The organism is Tritonibacter scottomollicae (assembly GCF_003003215.1).
GTDB lineage: Bacteria > Pseudomonadota > Alphaproteobacteria > Rhodobacterales > Rhodobacteraceae > Epibacterium > Epibacterium scottomollicae.
The window spans coordinates 586,578-603,906 of sequence record NZ_PVUF01000001.1; the positions used below are offsets into that span (position 1 = coordinate 586,578).

Genomic DNA, 17,329 nt, shown 5'->3' on the forward strand with positions numbered 1-17,329 from the left:
TCGCTTCGTTAAACAACCGTAAGCGCGCACCCATGGCGGCATGACTGCAGCTGATGGGCTGGAACAGGCGATTCATCACAAGGAATGAATCGCCTGAATGTTTGCGTGTCGACTGTGTCTCAGGTGGCAGAGCCGCCAACCGTCAGGCCACCCATGAGCACGCTGGGTTGGCCAACACCGACGGGCACCCACTGGCCCTGCTTGCCGCAGTTCCCCATACCCGGATCGAGTGCCATGTCATTGCCAAGGCCGCGGATCTTCTGAAGGGCGGTGGCGCCATCACCGATCAGAGTGGCGCCCTTCACCGGTGCACCGATCTTGCCATCCTTCACCCGATAGGCCTCGGTGCAAGAGAAGACGAACTTGCCGTTGGTAATGTCCACCTGACCGCCGCCAAAGCCGACGGCCCAGATGCCATCCTTCATGTCCTTGACCAGATCTTCGGGGGCCGCGTCACCGCCCAACATATATGTGTTGGTCATTCGCGGCATCGGCGCATGCGCAAAGCTCTGGCGTCGACCGTTGCCGGTGGGTTCGACTCCCATCAGGCGGGCGTTTTGGCGATCCTGCATGTAGCCGACCAGAATACCGTCTTCGATCAGCGTGGTTTTCTGGCTGGGCGTGCCCTCGTCATCAATGGTGATGGAACCGCGGCGGTCAGGGATCGTGCCATCGTCCAGCACGGTGACACCGGGGGAGGCGATGCGGCTCCCCAACAGCCCGGCAAAGGCAGACGACCCTTTGCGGTTGAAGTCACCTTCAAGCCCATGGCCGATGGCCTCATGCAGCAGGATGCCGGGCCAGCCGGGCCCAAGCACCACATCAAATTCCCCGGCCGGAGCGGGTTCGGCTTCGAGATTGACCAGCGCGATCCGCAGCGCCTCACGGGCCTTGGCCTGCCAGTCCTGCGGCAGGATCAGCCCATCAAGGCCCACACGCCCGCCGCCACCCGCGGTGCCGCTTTCGCGTCGCCCGCCGTCCTCGACAATGACCGAGACGTTGACACGGGTCATCGGTCGCACGTCGCGCACCCGGGTGCCATCTGCGCGCAGGATCTCAATCTCCTGCAACGATGCGGCCAGAGTAGCCGAGACCTGAACCACGCGCGGATCCAGCTCGCGGGAAAAATTGTCGATCTCCCGCAGGGTCTCCACCTTGACGGGGAAGGCCTGCGCGGCAATCGGGTCGAGGTCACCATAGAGTTTCTGGTTGGTGGCCTGCGGGGCAGGGGCCATGGTGCCGCCGCCGGCGCCGACAGCCAGCCGCGCGGTTTCGGCAGCGCGTTTCAGGGCCGAGACGGACATCGTGGTGGAGTGAGCGTAGCCCGCCACCTCGCAGCGGACGGCTCGCAGCCCAAAGCCCTCGGCCGCGTCGTAGCTCGCGGTGCGCAGGCGACCATCATCAAAGACCAGAGCCTCCGATTTGGTGCGCTCGGCAAAAATCTCGCCGTCGTCGGCTCCGGCGAGCGCGTCGCGCAGAACCGGCAGCGCCTCATCCTCGGGGAGAGTGGTCTCAAAGGGGCGAAATGCGGGTGTATCCATCAAATGGGCCTCGATTTTTTTGATCTAAGTCAAGAAAGCGACGCTATGACGCGAGCTACCCTCTTTATAACCTCTCCAGAATATGATTTTTAACAGCCTCAAAGACAACGGGCGCTGCAGAGTTTTTCGGAACGATTCCGCGACCCGTCCCATGCAACGATCAAGCGATCAGGAAACGACATGAAGAATGCTTTGACGCTTTCGGGCTTTATCGCCGCTCTTTCGAGCCTTCCAGCAATGGCGCAAGAAGGTCTGGAATCCATTGGTAAGCCGACAGACGGTAACCTTGGCTTCCAGCCGGCGGCCTCCGAACTGGCGAAAGGTATTCACGAGCTGGACCACATGATTCTCATCATCATCACTGCGGTTTGTATCTTTGTCGCCGGTTTGATGCTCTACGCCATTGTGCGCTTCAACCGCCGCGCCAACCCGGAAGCGTCCAGCTTCACCCACAACACACCGATCGAGATCGCATGGACCGTTGTGCCGATCTTTATTCTGATCGTCATCGGCTCCTTCTCGCTGCCGGAATTGTTCCGTCAGCAGGAAATCCCCGAAGGCGACGTGACCATCAAGGTCACCGGCTACCAGTGGTACTGGGGCTACGAATACGTCGATCACGACTTTGCCTTCGACAGCTACCTGATTGGTCACCCGGCCACGCTCAACGAAAGTGAGCGCCCGGCTGACGCCGATGTGACACCCTTCGTTTATAACGAAGCGATGGAGCTGAAGCTCAAAGACGCAGGCTACGCGGGCGACGAATTCCTCCTGGCTACAGACACCGCGGTTGTTGTTCCGGTGCACAAGACCATCGTTATGCAGGTGACCGGTGCCGATGTGATCCACTCCTGGGCGATGCCAGCCTTCGGCGTGAAACAGGATGCGGTTCCGGGCCGTCTGGCAGAGCTGTGGTTCAAGCCGACGCAGGAAGGCGTGTATTTCGGTCAGTGTTCCGAACTGTGCGGCAAGGACCATGCCTACATGCCGATTACGGTCAAGGTTGTGAGCCAAGAAGCCTATGACGAATGGCTGAATGGCGCGATCGATGAATACGCCGGCCTGCCGCAAAGCTTCCAGGTCGCCTCCAACTGAGGACGATTCTGCTTCTGCGCCTTGCTTGCCAAAGCAGGTGCGGAGGCGCCCATGCCTGTTTCCTGAAAAACGGCCACGCTTTGAATGCGTGGCCGTCACAGACCCGAAAAGAGCTTGAGACATGAGCGACGCCAGCATCAACGCAAGCATGATCCGTGAAGATGACGCCTCCTTGGGCGATTACTTTGCGTTGCTCAAACCGCGTGTCATGTCGCTGGTTGTGTTCACCGCACTCGTCGGCTTGCTCGCAGCGCCCGTTGGGGTGCATCCGGTTGTCGGTTTTTGCGCGATTTTGTTCATCGCCATTGGCGGTGGGGCGTCCGGTGCGCTCAACATGTGGTGGGACTCCGATATCGACCAGGTGATGAAACGCACCAAGTCGCGCCCAATTCCCGCAGGCAAAGTCGACAAAGGCGAAGCGCTGAGCCTCGGTCTGGCACTGTCTGGCCTGTCGGTGATCATGCTGGCGCTGGCGACCAACGTCTTTGCGGGGGCTTTTCTGGCCTTCACCATTTTCTTCTATGTGGTGGTCTACACCATGTGGCTGAAGCGTGCGACGCCGCAGAACATCGTCATCGGTGGTGCGGCAGGGGCCTTCCCGCCGGTCATCGGCTGGATCGCGGCAACCGGGTCGATGACCATTGAACCCTGGTTGATGTTCGCGCTGACCTTTTTGTGGACCCCGCCGCATTTCTGGGCGCTGGCGCTCTTCATGCGCAACGACTACGACATCGCGGATGTGCCGATGCTGACCGTGACACATGGTCGTCGATCCACCCGCAAGCATATCCTCGTTTATACCATCATTCTCGCGACCTTCGCTCTCGCCACCGCCTTTACCGGCGTCGGTGGTCCGATCTATCTGACCGTCGCGCTGGTGCTGAATGCGCTGTTCCTCAAAGGGGCCGTGCAGATCTGGCGCCGTGACGAGGCGATCTGCGAGGATGACAACTTCAAAGTGGAGCGCTCTTTCTTCAAGCTGTCGTTGCTCTATCTGTTTCTGCACTTTGGAGCGATCCTCGCAGAGGCGCTGCTGAAACCATACGGTCTGGGAGGCTGGTAACTGAGATGAGCTTGCGCAAGGAACATGAGCTGCACAACCGACGCAAAGGCCGCAACTTTGGCGTTGGCCTGCTGCTGGCCGGATTTGTCGTTCTGGTATTGGCGCTGACCATGGTCAAAGTGACGTCAGCCGGCTTTACGTTCCCCGAAATCGAAGGCGGAGAGTAAACCTGATGGCGATGAGCGGTCCTAAGAAGACAGTGATACAGCTGGTCGGCGTGGTGACCCTGATGGGCGGGCTGGCCTGGGCGTCTGTCCCGTTCTATGACTGGTTTTGCCGTGTCACCGGCTTTGGTGGCGTGACCCAGGTCGCTGATGCCGGGTCTGATCAGGTACTGAACAAAACGATCAAGGTCCGCTTCGACGCGTCGAAGGACCGCGATATGCCGTGGGAATTCAAACCCGTCGAACGGATCATGGAGCTGAAGATCGGTGAGACCGGGCTGGCCTTCTACGAGGCCTATAACCCGACGGATCGTCCCGTCGCAGGGCAAGCCTCCTACAACGTGGCACCCTATTCGGCTGGCTACTACTTTGAGAAAATTCAGTGTTTCTGCTTTAATGAGCAGGTGCTGCAACCTGGGGAGCGGGTGATGATGCCTGTGACCTTCTTCGTGGACCCCGAGATTGTCGAGGACGCGGAGGCAAAATTTGTGCATACGATCACCTTGTCGTACACATTTCACGAGATCGATCTGCCCGAGGGCTATGCCGCCCTCGACACCGGAGATACATCCGGGGCAGAGACGGAACTGAACTAGGCCGCTTTGGTGAGGGACACTTAAAATGGCGCATGCTAAAAATCACGACTTCCACATTCTGCCGCCGTCGATCTGGCCGTTGATCAGCAGCATTGGCGCCTTCGTCATGCTCTTTGGCGCCGTGCTCTGGATGCACGACGTTACAGCTTGGCTGTTCTGGGCGGGCCTCGTCGCCGTGCTCTACTCCGCCTTCTGCTGGTGGTCCGAGACCATCGCCGAGAACAAGGCCGGCGATCACACCCCCGTGGTGCTGATCGGCCTGCGGTATGGCTTCATCCTGTTCGTCATGTCCGAGGTGATGTTCTTCTTCGCTTGGTTCTGGTCATTCTTCAAACACGCCATGTACCCGATGGAGCGTTATGTCGGCACCGAATATGTGGCGCCGGAGATCTATCCCGTGGACGCGTTCCACCTGCCGTTGATCAACACGCTGGTGCTGTTGCTTTCGGGCTGTGCCGTGACTTGGGCGCACCATGCGCTGGTGCATGAAAATGACCGCAAGGGCCTGATCAACGGTCTGGCCATTGGTATCGTGCTCGGTGTGTTCTTCACTGTCCTGCAGGGCTACGAATATGTGCACCTGCTGCACGAAGGATGGGAGTTCGGTGGCGACGAGTTCTACTCCAACTTCTTCATGGCGACCGGCTTTCATGGCTTCCACGTGGTGCTCGGCACGATCTTCCTTATCGTCTGCCTGATCCGTGCGATGAAGGGTGACTTCACCCCGAAACAGCACGCCGGTTTCGAGATGGCCGCCTGGTACTGGCACTTCGTCGATGTGGTCTGGCTGTTCCTCTTTGTTGCGGTCTACATCTGGGGCACCGCCGGACTGGCGCACTGATCTCAATGTAGCGGATACATGATTGCGGTTTTCCTTTTGGCAAACAGCACGTATCTAACGGGGCGCGCGGGATCATCCCGCGCGCCCCTTGCGGTTTCAGGGGGACACCTATGACCACCGGATCAGGAGCACGCGCGCGATGCGACGGATGATCTTTCTCGGCCTTGTGGGCGGGCTCGGCCTCACGGCGCTGCTGGCGCTTGGGGTCTGGCAGCTGCAGCGACTGGCGTGGAAAAAAGATATCCTCGCCACCATCGAGACCCGCATCGCCGCCGCACCAGTGTCCTTGCCGGCGAATCCCGACCCGCAGACCGACCGATATCTTGCCGTGGCCACCGCAGGCGAAATCGCCCGGCAAGAGCTGCATGTGTTTTGGGTGACCGAAGCGCAGGGCGCTGGCTACCGGGTGATCTCCCCCTTTGTGACCGCGTCGGGCCGCCGGATCCTGCTGGACCGGGGCTATATTCGCGACGCAGAGAAGGACAGTGCCCGCACTGGCGGTCCGGTCGAAATCACCGGCAACCTGCTGTGGCCGGACGAGGGCGATTGGACCACGCCGCCGCCGGAAGAAGACACCAATATTCTCTACGCCCGCGACATCGCCTATATGGCAGAGCGGCTGAACACCGAGCCGCTGCTGGTGGTGCTGCGCGACGGGGCCGATACGCCCCGCCCGCTGCCGGTCTCCACCACGGGCATCCCGAACAACCATCTGCAATATGCCATCACGTGGTTTTCGCTCGCCCTGATCTGGGCTGCCATGACTGCCGCCTTTCTTTTGCGTACGCGCGCCAAAACCTGACAGGAACTGACGCCATGAAATACATCTCCACCCGCGGCCAAGCGCCGGAACTTACGTTTGAAGAGGCCATGCTCACAGGGCTTGCGCGTGATGGCGGGCTGTATGTCCCTGCCGAAATTCCGACGCTGTCCGCCGAGGATATCGCGGAGTTTGCGGGGCAGCCTTATGAAGAGGTTGCGTTCCGGGTGATGTGGCCCTTTGTCTCCGGCTCCTTCAGCGAAAGCGAGTTTCGGGAAATTATCGCCCGCGCCTATGCGGGGTTTGACCATGCCGCTCTTGCACCTCTGAAACAGCTTGGTGCCAATCACTTCCTGCTGGAATTGTTCCATGGGCCCACGCTGGCGTTCAAGGATTTCGCCATGCAGCTCATCGGCCAGCTGTTCCAGACGGCGTTGAAGCGCCGCGGCGACAGCGTGACCATCGTCGGGGCAACCTCCGGCGATACCGGCTCTGCGGCGATCGAGGCCTTTCGCGGGCTGGATGCGGTCAATGTGTTTATCATGTACCCGCATGGTCGCGTCTCCGAGGTGCAGCGCCGCCAGATGACCACGCCGACAGAGCCGAACGTTCATGCGCTTGCCGTGGATGGCGATTTTGACGACTGTCAGGCCGCTGTGAAGGACATGTTCAACGACTTCGATTTTCGCGATTCGGTGCAGCTGGCCGGGGTGAACTCGATCAACTTCGCCCGTGTGCTGGCGCAAGTGGTCTATTACTTCACCGCCGCCACCGCCCTCGGTGCGCCGCACCGCAAGGTTTCCTTCACCGTGCCCACCGGCAACTTCGGCGATATCTTTGCCGGCTTTATCGCCCGCCAGATGGGTTTGCCGATCGAACAGCTGGTGGTCGCCACCAACCAGAACGACATCCTGCACCGCTGCCTGTCCGGCGAAGGCTACTTCAAGGGCGAGACCATCCCCTCGATCTCGCCGTCGATGGACATCCAGGTCTCGTCGAACTTCGAACGCGCGCTGTTTTACGCCTATGGTCAGGACGGTAAGGCAGTGGCGCAGCTGATGGACGAGCTGAAATCGGGCGGCGGCTTCAAGGTGTCCCAGGGCGCCATGCAGGCGCTGAGCGAGATTTACACCTCTGGTCGTGCCTCCGAAGAGGAGACGATGGCGACGATAAAATCCGAGGTGGCCTCCTCGGGGGAGCTTCTGTGCCCCCACGGTGCGGTCGGCGTGAAGGTTGCCAACGAGCATCTGAAAGACGGCGTGCCGATGGTGACGCTGGCCACCGCGCATCCGGCCAAGTTCCCGGCGGCGGTGGAAGACGCCTGCGGGGTGCATCCGCCTCTTCCCCCGCGCATGGCAGATCTGTATGAAAGATCGGAACGTGTGACCCGGATCGCCAATGATCTCGGCACAATCGAAGAACACATCAGAAAGCACATCGCCAATTGACCGTTAAACAAGACACCCTGCCGAACGGGTTTCGTATCGTCACTGAGTACATGCCGGGGCTGCAGTCTGCTGCTATCGGCATCTGGGTTTCGGCGGGCGCTCGTCACGAGCGGCTCGAACAGAATGGCATCGCCCATTTCCTGGAACACATGGCCTTCAAGGGGACCAAGCGGCGCAGCGCGTTGCAGATCGCCGAGGCCATCGAGGACGTGGGCGGCTATATCAACGCCTATACCAGCCGCGAGGTCACGGCCTATTACGCGCGGGTGCTCAAGGAAGATGTGGACCTTGCCTTTGATGTGATCTCCGACATCGTGCTGAACTCCATCTTCGATGACCGTGAGATCGAGGTGGAGCGCGGCGTGATCCTGCAGGAGATCGGCCAGACGCTGGACACACCCGACGACATCATCTTCGACTGGCTGCAGGAAGAAAGCTACCGTGATCAGGCCATTGGTCGCTCCATCCTCGGCCCGGCCGAGCGGGTGCGCAGCTTTTCCAAGGAAGACCTGCGCCGCTTTGTTGCCGAACACTATGGCCCCGGTCAAATGGTCCTGTCCGCCGCCGGTGCGGTGGATCATGACAAGCTGGTGAAAGCGGCGGAAGCGCTGTTTGGCGACCTGGAGCCAAAGCAGCAGGAAGGGGTTGAGACGGCGAGTTTTGTTGGTGGCGAGATGCGCCGCGACAAGGTGCTGGAGCAGGCCCATGTGGCACTGGCCTTCGAGAGCCCGAGCTACCGCGCAGATGACATCTACACCGCGCAGATCTATGCGGCAGCACTTGGCGGCGGCATGTCCTCGCGCCTGTTCCAGGAGGTGCGCGAGAAACGCGGCCTCTGCTACACGATCTTCTCGCAGGCGGGCGCTTATGAAGACACCGGCATGATGACCGTCTATGCGGGCACCTCCGGCGATCAGGTTTCCGATCTGGTGGGGATCACCGTGGACGAGCTGAAACGCGCCGCCGACGACATGTCGGATGCCGAGGTCGAACGCGCGCGCGCGCAGATGAAGGCGGGCATGCTGATGGGGCTGGAAAGCCCCTCCAACCGCGCCGAACGTCTGGCCCGTCTGGTGCAGATCTGGGATCGTGTGCCGACGCTGGAGGCGACGGTGGCAAAGATCGACGCGGTCACCACCGCCGATGTGCGCGCCATGGCGGCACAAATCTCGCGCGAGGCTCCGGCTGCGCTTGCCCTCTACGGACCGGTGGCTGACGCCCCGAGCCTGGAGGAGATTGCCCGGAGGCGTGCGGCCTGATGCTTCTGTCCCGTCGGACGCTTAAACTGGAGACGGAGCGCTTGACGCTCCGGCTGCCGGTGCATGCAGATTTCCGGCGATGGGCCTCACTGCGTCAGCAAAGCCAGGCCGCGCTGGTGCCCTGGGAACCCGCGTGGTCCCCGGATCATCTGAGCCGAAAGTCCTTCACCAACCGGGTCTATTGGGCCAAACGCTCTACTGCGCAGGGCTCTGCCATGCCGCTGTTCCTGTTCCGTCGCGAGGATGATGCGCTGGTCGGGGCCATCACGCTCGACAATATTCGCCGGGGACCGGCCATGGCGGGGACGATTGGCTATTGGACCGGCACCCGTTTTGCGCGCAGAGGCTACATGCGCGAGGCAATCGGCGCCGTGGTCCACCACGCCTTCACCCGGCTTGATCTGAGCCGCATCGAAGCCGCCTGCCTGCCGGAAAATGCCGCCTCGCGCGGGCTGTTGGAGCGGTCCGGCTTCAAATACGAGGGCGTCGCGCAATCCTACCTGCAAATCAACGGGCGCTGGCGCACTCATGTGCTTTATTCTGCGCTGCGTAGCGACCGGCGGGGCAAGACCATGGTTGGTCAGGCCTGAGCCTGCCGCCATAGTTCCACTGCGCAACTCACGTAAAGATCACGGTGCGTTCACGAAAATGGGAATGGCGCAGCGCAGTTTTTACGTGATGATCCCGGTTCAGCAGATAAACTCTACCTGTGCGAGTGATGTGGTGAACTGTATCCTTGGCTGACAAAGCCAAACGGCTGGTGCGGTCTCCAGACAGGAGCCCCGCGCCAGTCTACTTGTTCCAACCGTCATGATTTCCTGAGATCAGAGCAAACCGGTATCGCGCCTCTGGCGTTCAGTTGCGCGTGGTGCGACCTCGCGGCCCGACTGTGGGCTTGCCTTTGCTGTGCAGATTGCCGATGCAGTGTTCATGAGCCTCAAACCCGCAGATCCCGCCTTTCTCGATGCGCTCTCGGCCCGCCTTCCGGCGGACACGCTGCGCACGCCCGAAACCCGCTATCTGGAAGAGCCCCGCGGGCGCTATAAGGGGCAAGCCGCTGCCGTGGCGCTGCCCCGAAATGTCGACGAGGTCGCCGAAATTATCCGCGCGGCCCACGCGGCGCATATCGGGGTGATCCCTTACGGCGGTGGCACCGGGCTGGTCGGCGGGCAGGTGATGCCTGACGGACCTGCGCCGATACTGATGTCTACCGAGCGCATGCGCCAGATCCGTGCCAGCTATCCGGCGGAGAACGTGATCATCGCCGAGGCGGGCGCGGTGCTGGCCGATGTGCAAGCTGCCGCAACTGAGGTGGGGCGTCTGTTCCCGCTGTCCCTCGCTGCCGAAGGTACGGCCCGGATAGGGGGGAACCTTGCGACCAACGCGGGCGGTGTGAATGTCCTGCGCTATGGCAACGCCCGCGATCTTTGCCTCGGTCTGGAGGCCGTCCTGCCGACAGGAGAGATCTGGCACGGGCTGTCGCGCCTGCGAAAGGACAACACCGGGTATGACCTGCGGAACCTGTTGATCGGGGCCGAAGGAACCCTCGGTATCATCACCGCTGCGGCGCTGAAGCTCTCGCCAATCCCTGCAAGCCCGGGCACGGCCATTTTCACCATTCGCGATCCCGCAGCTGCGATAGAGCTGCTGAGCCTTGCCCGCGATGCCGTGGGGGAGGGTGTGAGTGCCTTTGAGCTTATCCACCGTCAGGGTCTGGAGTTTCTCGCCGAGACATTGCCGGATCTGCGGCAGCCGTTCGAGACACATCCCGAGTGGTGCGTGCTGATCGAACTTGGCCTCGGCAAGGGGCAGGATGCAGAGGAGGCGCTGGCAGACCTGTTCGGGGCGGCCATGGAGGCTGGTCTGTCCGACGATGGTGTCATCGCTCAGTCCGAGGCACAGCGGCTGTCGCTCTGGTCTCTGCGAGAGCACATCCCGGAGGCCAATCGGCGCATCGGGTCGATCTCCAGTCATGATATCTCCGTGCCGATCTCCCGTATTCCGGAGTTCATTCCGGCAGGCTGGGCGGCGATCGCCGACCTTGAGCCAAGTCTGCGGATCAACTGCTTCGGCCACCTTGGCGACGGCAACCTGCACTACAACGTCTTCCCCGGCGCCGGCGAGACGCGTGCTGACTTTGAGCATCTGCGCGGCGAGGTGAAGCGGATCATTCATGATCTGGTGTTCGAGTTCGGTGGGTCCGTGAGTGCAGAGCACGGCATTGGCCGACTGAAGGTCAGTGATCTTGACCGCTATGGCGATCCGACCAAACTGGCGGCCATGCGCGCGATCAAGAACGCCCTTGATCCACACGGCATCATGAACCCGGGCGCGGTGGTTCCGGGTCTCTGATCCGACAGGCGCAAACCGCAAAAAAAAGGGGAGCCCGGAGGCTCCCCTGTCGTACATATCGCTAGATCCGTGAGTGTGGCCGGGTCTTAGCTTCCCGGCATGATGACCTTGTCGATCACATGGATGACGCCATTCGACGCCTCGATGTCGGCCTGGATCACAGAAGCCTCATCGACCATTGCACCACCTTCAATCTTCACGGTGACCTCTTGGCCTTGAACCGTTGCGGCCATCATGCCGTCGGTCAGATCGGAGGACATCACCTTGCCGGGCACCACGTGGTAGGTGAGGATGGACACCAGCTGGTCCTTGTTTTCCGGCTTCAGCAGCGTTTCCACGGTGCCGTCGGGCAGCGCCTCAAACGCAGCATCGGTCGGGGCGAAGACAGTGAACGGCCCGTCGCCTTTCAGCGTGTCCACCAGATCAGCCGCGGTTACGGCGGCGACCAGAGTTTCGAAGTCGTCGTTGCCTGCGGCAATGTCGACGATATCCTTGGAATGACCATCAGCAAAGGCAGCGGTGGCGAGGGCGAAGCTTGCAACGGTACCAAAAGCGATCTTGCGGAACATGAAAACTCTCCTGTCATTTGTATCACTGAGGACGCCGCAACCGCGACATCTGTGGGGTACAACGAGACAGGCGCCGTTTTGGATGTGGCGGATGTTTGCCGGTTGAGATTTGACCCATGAAAAAAGCCCCCTAAGCAGGGAGCTTTTTGAATTTCCAGTCACAGATGCGTGTGCACCTGTGATCCTGTGTGAGAATTCGCTGCTGATCCAGCGGCTTTTATGCGGCGTTCAGAGACCGTCGAATTCGCACAGGACATGCACATCCATCCCAAGCTCTTCGAGATGTTTGCGGCCGCCCAGCTCGGGCAGATCAATGATGAAGGCGCAGGAGATGATCTCGCCACCGAGCTTTTCGATCAGTTTGATCCCGGCGCCGGCGGTGCCACCGGTTGCCAGAAGGTCATCGACCACGAGGATTTTCTCACCTGCCTGGATCGCGTCCTTGTGCAGTTCGACCACGGCCTCGCCATACTCCAGCTTGTATTCCTGGCTGATGGTTGCGCCGGGCAGTTTGCCCTTTTTGCGGATCGGGACAAAGCCGGTGCCCAGCTGGTGGGCGATCGCCCCGCCGAGGATGAAGCCGCGCGCCTCAAGCCCGACCACCTTGTCGATGCGCTGGCCCGCGTAGGGGTGCAACATCTGGTCCACCGCCATTCGAAATCCGCGCGGGTCGGCGAATAATGTGGTGACATCCCGGAACATGATCCCTTCATGCGGGAAATCGACAATAGTGCGGATGTAGTCCTTGACGGTCTTCGTCTTGTTCATGGGCGTGTAATCCCTGGCTTTGCTTCGTGATCGGCGCGCCCGACACTCTAGGTCATTCCGAGGGCGCCGCGCCGGTGCGGTTTGACCGAAGCACGTCCGCCATGCAAGCGTCAACGCCTGGCGGGCGCCCCAATATCCCTTTACAAAAGGCTCAGGCGCCTGACGTGGGTTGCGCGCGCGGGCGCCCGGCCCCTTTGCTCACGGCCTGTGCTCAGATCAGCCAAGCACCCGGCCTGCAACCGCATCCAGCTTGGCCACAAGCGCCGGGTCGCGCTTCTCCGGCGCGGTCATGATGGCATACTCCAGCGCCCGGTCACATTGATGAGGGCAGGGCGCGCGTTCGGCGCCAAGAAGCGCTGGGAGCCCCTTCACCAAGGCGCGCCCTTTGTCGGAGTTGCCCTGCAGCGTGCCGATGATCTCGGTGATATCCACTGCGCCGTGATCGGGGTGCCAGCTGTCAAAATCGGTGACCATGGCGATGGAGGCATAGCACAGCTCCGCTTCGCGGGCGAGTTTGGCCTCCGGCATGTTGGTCATGCCGATCACATCCGCGCCCCAGACCTCGCGGTACATCTTTGATTCCGCCATCGAGGAGAACTGCGGCCCCTCCATCGCCAGATAGGTGCCGCCGCGGTGGGTCTTGATGCCAGCGGCGCGGGCGGCCTCTGAGCAGGCATCGCTCAGACGCGGGCAGGTGGGATGCGCCACCGAGACATGGGCAACGCAGCCGGAGGCAAAAAAGCTCTTTTCGCGGGCAAAGGTCCGGTCGATGAACTGGTCGACAATGACAAAATCCCCCGGCGCCATCTCCTCGCGGAAGGAGCCGCAGGCGGAGACCGAGATCACGTCTGTTGCGCCCAGTCGTTTCAGCGCGTCGATATTGGCGCGGTAGGGCACATCGGTGGGGCTATGCACATGGCCGCGCCCGTGGCGGGGCAGAAAGGCCATCTTCACGCCATCAAAGCGTCCGGTCAGGATCTGGTCGGAGGGTGTGCCCCAGGGGCTGTCGACCGTGGTCCATTCCGCGCCCTCCAGCCCGTCGATGTCGTAAATTCCAGAGCCGCCGATCACGGCAATCATGGTCTCGGTCATATGGATCTCTCCTGCGGGTGTTTGCCGAGCTATGGCCGAGGGCGGCGCTGTTTGGCAAGCGTGGGATGCCTCCGGCGGAGGTATTTGGGAAAAGATGAAGGCTCAGTCGCGGCGGATGATGCCGGTGAGGGCAGCAGCCCCCAGCGCGGTGACTATCCAGCCCAGAGTGGTGAAGATCCACCGCCAGTACCATAGGCGATAGCCCCAAGTGCCGCGTTCGGTGGAGGGGGCCCAGGCGTCGGTCTGACCGAATTCGACGATGGGGATCACGACGTCGGCGGCATAGGCGAGGGGGTGGAAGGTCTCCCAATCCTTGCCGGGGATGGCGTAGCGGTTTGTCCATTCGGCGGCGGGGTTTTGGATGCTGTCATCGCGCGCCAGAGCTTGCCAGCTTTCGGAGAGAAGAATGGGGGCGGAGTTGGGAGCGAAGCTGCCCGCGTCCCAGGCCCGTTGGGCTGGAAAGGTTGCGGCGGCAATGAGCAAGATCAGCGCATAGAGGCTGCGTTGAGGTTTATAGCCATGGGCGGTTAGGAGCAGAGAGATGCTGTCTTTTGCGCCGAGGGTGAGGCGGCAGATGTCATGCCAGATGCTGTGAAGCCCGGTGCCGAGGTCACCATCGGGCGTGATGTGCAGTTTGGCGCGGGCATCCTGGCGTAGCTTGCATGCGAGCGTGATGCGGACTTGCTGGGCGTCGCTCTCATGGCCCATGTCGTGCAGGGTCTTGGCGAGCTGTTTGTAAGGCTGCGGGAAGAATTCCCCGTTCCAGCGGTCGCCTTTGGCGAGCCAGTCTAGCCGGGTCTTGGCGTCGGTGGGGCCGATGATGCGGTCATAGGTGAAGCCATCGAGGATCAACTCGCCCGTCGGCGGGTAACTGTGGAGGTCATCGACCAGAGTGGAGGTTTTGGCGGCGTGCAAATCAAGGGCGCCCCGGATCTGTGCAATGTTGCGTAGAAAAAGGCCGCCGGTGATTTCGGCAGCTTGCAAGTTGATGGCCTCACCCTTTGGTGTGTTGAACTTTGCGCCCTCGCAGTCCAACTGCCCACCGATTTTGATGCCATTGAAGTCGGCAGATCCGTTGAATGTTGCGGAGCGGAGGAAGAGGTCTTCCTTGACCTTGGCTCCTTGCAGGTTGATGGCCTCACCCTTTGGCGAATTGAAATTTGCGCCCTCGCAGGTCAACTGGCCACGAAGCTCGGCAGTCATGGCACTCAAGGCGGGGAGGGCGCAGGTACGCAGTCGTAGGTTGCTGGCCCATTTTGATCTGGGGGCGAACACTTGACCTTGGAAGCGACAGCCGCCCAGCAGCAAGTTGCCGGGGATGGTGCAATTGGTCAGATCAAGAACGCCGCTGATATATGCGCCGTTCATCATGACGCCTTCTTCAGTCGTATCGCAGCTGTCGCTGTTCAGCAGGATCAGTCGCAGCACCTCGGCGCGGATGTGGCGGGCCTCTTGCGCCTCGGTGAGATTTTGCCAGTCTTCAGGATCCTCGGGGATTTGATCGTGGGGGCCTAGTTTGCAAAAGTATCCTGCCTCGGCGGCGGCTTTGAGTTTCTGCTCTGCCGCGTTTGGGGGCGGGGCGATGTCGTCCCAGGTTTTGAAGTGCATGTGGCTGCTCAAAGTCTCTTGCTGCAATACCCGCAGTCTGCGGAGGTCCGCGCAGGCGAGCAAGGGCTAAGGTGAGGTTCACGGCAGACAGCGCTGCTGACCTATTGTTTCGCGCGCGAAATATTGCGGCAGAATGGCTGACCTATTGCGCGGGGGCTGCCCTTGGATGTGGCAGCGGAGGCGCTCCGGGGCCTTGTTTTCCTGCCTTCCCTTGTGTCGCGGGGGCATTGACGCTAACAGGCGGTCAAATCTTCCCTCCCGACTTCACAGGTTTTGGTGTCATGACACGCGGCGTTTTCGGCCTTTTGGCAAAGAATATCTCTCCTCCCAATCTCTCCATCATGCAGGATGAGGGCTTTACCGTTGGTCGCGTCCGCACCGAGTTGCTGTCCGGCCTCACGGTGGCGCTGGCGCTGGTGCCAGAGGCGGTGGCCTTTGCCTTTGTGGCCGGGGTGCATCCGTTGGTAGGGCTTTATGCGGCCTTCATGGTGGGGCTGATCACCGCCGTGTTCGGGGGGCGTCCGGGGATGATCTCTGGCGCGACCGGCGCGCTGGCCGTGGTCATGGTGGCGCTGGTGGCGGATCATGGGGTGGAATATCTCTTTGCCACCGTGGTGCTGATGGGTCTGTTGCAGGTGATTGCCGGTGTGATGCATTGGGGCAAGTTCATCCGGCTGGTGCCGCATCCGGTGATGCTGGGCTTTGTGAACGGGCTGGCGATCGTGATTTTCCTCGCGCAGCTGACCCAGTTCAAGAAGCCGGGCACGGTGGAGAACACCGGCCATGGCGCCGGTGGTGGTGAGTGGCTGGCCGGCGGTCAGCTGGCGGTGATGCTGGGGCTGGTGGTGCTGACCATGGCGATCATCTGGGTGATGCCGCGCCTGACCAAGATCATTCCCGCACCATTGGCCGGGATCGGGATTACTGCGGTGATCGTGATTGCCTTTGGCCTCGACGTGCCGCGCGTGGGCGACCTGGCCTCCATCCAGGGCGGTCTGCCGATGTTCCACATCCCGATGGTGCCGCTGAATTTCGAGACCCTGGAGATCATCCTGCCCTATGCAGTGATCCTGGCGGCGATCGGGCTGATCGAAAGCCTGCTAACCCTGAACCTTGTGGGTGAAATCACCGGCAAGCGCGGCGGTGCGAGCCAGGAATGCATCGCGCAGGGGGCCTCCAACATTGCTACCGGTTTCTTTGGTGGCATGGGCGGTTGCGCGATGATCGGCCAGTCGATGATCAACGTGAATTCCGGTGGCCGCACCCGGATCGCGGGCATCGCGGCGGCCTTGTTCCTGTTGCTGTTCATCGTCGCAGCCTCGCCGCTGATCGAGCAGATCCCGCTGGCGGCTCTGGTGGGCGTGATGTTCATGGTGGTGATCGGCACCTTTGCCTGGAACAGCTTCAAGATCATGACCAAGGTGCCCTTGATGGATGCCTTCGTGATCGTGCTGGTGACCGTGGTGACGGTGATGACTGACCTGGCGATCGCCGTTGTGGTGGGGGTGATCGTCTCGGCGCTGGCCTATGCCTGGAACAACGCGCGCCGCATTCATGCGATCACCCGGGATAGCGCCAGCGAGGAGGGCGCCAAGGTCTATGAGATCCAGGGACCGCTGTTCTTTGGCTCCACCGACGGGTTCATCGAACTGTTCGAGATCGAGAACGACCCGGATGTGGTTATCGTGGACTTTGCCGCCTCGCGCGTGGTGGATCAGTCGGCGCTGCAGGCGATCGAGGCGGTCGCAGGGCGATATGCGGCGGCAGGCAAGACCATCCAGTTGCGTCATCTGAGCCGGGATTGCCACGAACTGCTGTCCAAGGCCGGGCATTTGGTAATCGATAGCGATGACGATCCGGAATACGGCGTGGCGGTGGATTACTCGGTGCGTACGGGGATCCTCGGCGGTCACTGAGACCTGCCTTTGCTGTTATAAAACGGTCGCGGCCCCCGGAGGGGACCGCGGCTTTTTTGTTTTTGGGACAGGGGCTCGGGTTCACCAAAGCAGCAACCTGCAGAGCCAGCCTCGCCTGTGCCCTGCCTGATGGAACACGTCCCGTCGCGACAAGGAAAATGGCCGTATCCCCGCCCATGCGGGCGCGGAGCCTCGGCAATTTGCCTTGCACGCCGCGTCGTGGCCCATCCATTTGGGATCAGGCGAGGGTGACTCCG

Annotated in this window: 16 protein-coding genes; 11 read left to right on the forward strand and 5 right to left on the reverse strand. The window is 61.3% G+C overall.

Annotated features, from left to right (window positions below):
- Window positions 1-119: 119 nt before the first annotated feature.
- Window positions 120-1,541 (reverse strand): metalloprotease TldD, encoded by a 1,422-nt coding sequence (gene tldD, locus CLV89_RS02745; protein WP_106162081.1) that lies wholly within the window; start codon window positions 1,539-1,541, stop codon window positions 120-122.
- Between the two features lie 180 nt (window positions 1,542-1,721).
- On the opposite strand from tldD, the gene coxB reads away from it, so the two are divergent.
- The 10 genes from coxB to CLV89_RS02795 all read left to right on the forward strand — a co-directional run bounded on the left by coxB (window position 1,722) and on the right by CLV89_RS02795 (window position 11,119).
- Window positions 1,722-2,636: a cytochrome c oxidase subunit II gene (coxB, locus tag CLV89_RS02750; RefSeq protein ID WP_106162082.1), complete on the forward strand. Its 915-nt coding sequence runs from the start codon at window positions 1,722-1,724 to the stop codon at window positions 2,634-2,636.
- 121 nt (window positions 2,637-2,757) lie between these two features.
- On the forward strand, window positions 2,758-3,699 hold the full coding sequence (gene cyoE / locus CLV89_RS02755; protein WP_106162083.1) for a heme o synthase: 942 nt from the start codon (window positions 2,758-2,760) through the stop codon (window positions 3,697-3,699).
- 5 nt (window positions 3,700-3,704) lie between these two features.
- Entirely contained in the window at window positions 3,705-3,866 is a 162-nt protein-coding gene (locus tag CLV89_RS02760; RefSeq protein ID WP_106162084.1) for a cytochrome C oxidase assembly protein, read from the forward strand.
- Between the two features lie 5 nt (window positions 3,867-3,871).
- Entirely contained in the window at window positions 3,872-4,459 is a 588-nt protein-coding gene (locus CLV89_RS02765; protein ID WP_106162085.1) for a cytochrome c oxidase assembly protein, read from the forward strand.
- A 25-nt stretch (window positions 4,460-4,484) separates the two neighbouring features.
- The gene (locus tag CLV89_RS02770) at window positions 4,485-5,300 is read left to right on the forward strand and encodes a cytochrome c oxidase subunit 3 (protein ID WP_106162086.1); all 816 of its coding nucleotides are present in this window, start codon (window positions 4,485-4,487) and stop codon (window positions 5,298-5,300) included.
- Between the two features lie 139 nt (window positions 5,301-5,439).
- Window positions 5,440-6,102, forward strand: a complete 663-nt coding sequence (locus tag CLV89_RS02775) for an SURF1 family protein (RefSeq protein ID WP_106162087.1) — start codon at window positions 5,440-5,442, stop codon at window positions 6,100-6,102.
- A 14-nt stretch (window positions 6,103-6,116) separates the two neighbouring features.
- Window positions 6,117-7,508 (forward strand): threonine synthase, encoded by a 1,392-nt coding sequence (gene thrC / locus CLV89_RS02780; RefSeq protein ID WP_106162088.1) that lies wholly within the window; start codon window positions 6,117-6,119, stop codon window positions 7,506-7,508.
- The gene (locus CLV89_RS02785) at window positions 7,505-8,767 is read left to right on the forward strand and encodes a M16 family metallopeptidase (RefSeq protein WP_106162089.1); all 1,263 of its coding nucleotides are present in this window, start codon (window positions 7,505-7,507) and stop codon (window positions 8,765-8,767) included. The genes thrC and CLV89_RS02785 overlap by 4 nt, the downstream gene beginning before the upstream one ends.
- Window positions 8,767-9,357: a GNAT family N-acetyltransferase gene (locus tag CLV89_RS02790; RefSeq protein WP_106162090.1), complete on the forward strand. Its 591-nt coding sequence runs from the start codon at window positions 8,767-8,769 to the stop codon at window positions 9,355-9,357. The genes CLV89_RS02785 and CLV89_RS02790 overlap by 1 nt, the downstream gene beginning before the upstream one ends.
- 340 nt (window positions 9,358-9,697) lie before the next feature.
- Entirely contained in the window at window positions 9,698-11,119 is a 1,422-nt protein-coding gene (locus tag CLV89_RS02795) for an FAD-binding oxidoreductase (RefSeq protein ID WP_106162323.1), read from the forward strand.
- Between the two features lie 86 nt (window positions 11,120-11,205).
- Here the strand turns inward: CLV89_RS02795 and CLV89_RS02800 are convergent, their stop codons facing one another.
- The 4 genes from CLV89_RS02800 to CLV89_RS02815 form a co-directional block, all read right to left on the reverse strand.
- The gene (locus CLV89_RS02800) at window positions 11,206-11,688 is read right to left on the reverse strand and encodes a fasciclin domain-containing protein (protein WP_106162091.1); all 483 of its coding nucleotides are present in this window, start codon (window positions 11,686-11,688) and stop codon (window positions 11,206-11,208) included.
- Between the two features lie 228 nt (window positions 11,689-11,916).
- The gene (locus CLV89_RS02805) at window positions 11,917-12,456 is read right to left on the reverse strand and encodes an adenine phosphoribosyltransferase (RefSeq protein ID WP_106162092.1); all 540 of its coding nucleotides are present in this window, start codon (window positions 12,454-12,456) and stop codon (window positions 11,917-11,919) included.
- A 216-nt stretch (window positions 12,457-12,672) separates the two neighbouring features.
- Window positions 12,673-13,548, reverse strand: coding sequence for an S-methyl-5'-thioadenosine phosphorylase (locus CLV89_RS02810; protein ID WP_106162093.1), 876 nt, complete (start codon window positions 13,546-13,548; stop codon window positions 12,673-12,675).
- A gap of 102 nt (window positions 13,549-13,650) precedes the next feature.
- Entirely contained in the window at window positions 13,651-15,156 is a 1,506-nt protein-coding gene (locus CLV89_RS02815; protein ID WP_106162094.1) for a hypothetical protein, read from the reverse strand.
- Window positions 15,157-15,437: 281 nt separating this feature from the next.
- Between CLV89_RS02815 and CLV89_RS02820 the strand changes: the two genes are divergently transcribed.
- On the forward strand, window positions 15,438-17,072 hold the full coding sequence (locus tag CLV89_RS02820; protein ID WP_106162095.1) for a SulP family inorganic anion transporter: 1,635 nt from the start codon (window positions 15,438-15,440) through the stop codon (window positions 17,070-17,072).
- Window positions 17,073-17,329 lie beyond the last annotated feature (257 nt).

Bases quoted from the DNA above. Each gene is read 5' to 3' on its own strand.
- tldD (WP_106162081.1), bottom strand. From the start codon at position 1,541: ATGGATACACCCGCATTTCGCCCCTTTGAGACCACTCTCCCCGAGGAT.
- coxB (WP_106162082.1), top strand. From the start codon at position 1,722: ATGAAGAATGCTTTGACGCTTTCGGGCTTTATCGCCGCTCTTTCGAGC.
- cyoE (WP_106162083.1), top strand. From the start codon at position 2,758: ATGAGCGACGCCAGCATCAACGCAAGCATGATCCGTGAAGATGACGCC.
- CLV89_RS02760 (WP_106162084.1), top strand. From the start codon at position 3,705: ATGAGCTTGCGCAAGGAACATGAGCTGCACAACCGACGCAAAGGCCGC.
- CLV89_RS02765 (WP_106162085.1), top strand. From the start codon at position 3,872: ATGGCGATGAGCGGTCCTAAGAAGACAGTGATACAGCTGGTCGGCGTG.
- CLV89_RS02770 (WP_106162086.1), top strand. From the start codon at position 4,485: ATGGCGCATGCTAAAAATCACGACTTCCACATTCTGCCGCCGTCGATC.
- CLV89_RS02775 (WP_106162087.1), top strand. From the start codon at position 5,440: ATGCGACGGATGATCTTTCTCGGCCTTGTGGGCGGGCTCGGCCTCACG.
- thrC (WP_106162088.1), top strand. From the start codon at position 6,117: ATGAAATACATCTCCACCCGCGGCCAAGCGCCGGAACTTACGTTTGAA.
- CLV89_RS02790 (WP_106162090.1), top strand. From the start codon at position 8,767: ATGCTTCTGTCCCGTCGGACGCTTAAACTGGAGACGGAGCGCTTGACG.
- CLV89_RS02795 (WP_106162323.1), top strand. From the start codon at position 9,698: ATGAGCCTCAAACCCGCAGATCCCGCCTTTCTCGATGCGCTCTCGGCC.
- CLV89_RS02800 (WP_106162091.1), bottom strand. From the start codon at position 11,688: ATGTTCCGCAAGATCGCTTTTGGTACCGTTGCAAGCTTCGCCCTCGCC.
- CLV89_RS02805 (WP_106162092.1), bottom strand. From the start codon at position 12,456: ATGAACAAGACGAAGACCGTCAAGGACTACATCCGCACTATTGTCGAT.
- CLV89_RS02810 (WP_106162093.1), bottom strand. From the start codon at position 13,548: ATGACCGAGACCATGATTGCCGTGATCGGCGGCTCTGGAATTTACGAC.
- CLV89_RS02815 (WP_106162094.1), bottom strand. From the start codon at position 15,156: ATGCACTTCAAAACCTGGGACGACATCGCCCCGCCCCCAAACGCGGCA.
- CLV89_RS02820 (WP_106162095.1), top strand. From the start codon at position 15,438: ATGACACGCGGCGTTTTCGGCCTTTTGGCAAAGAATATCTCTCCTCCC.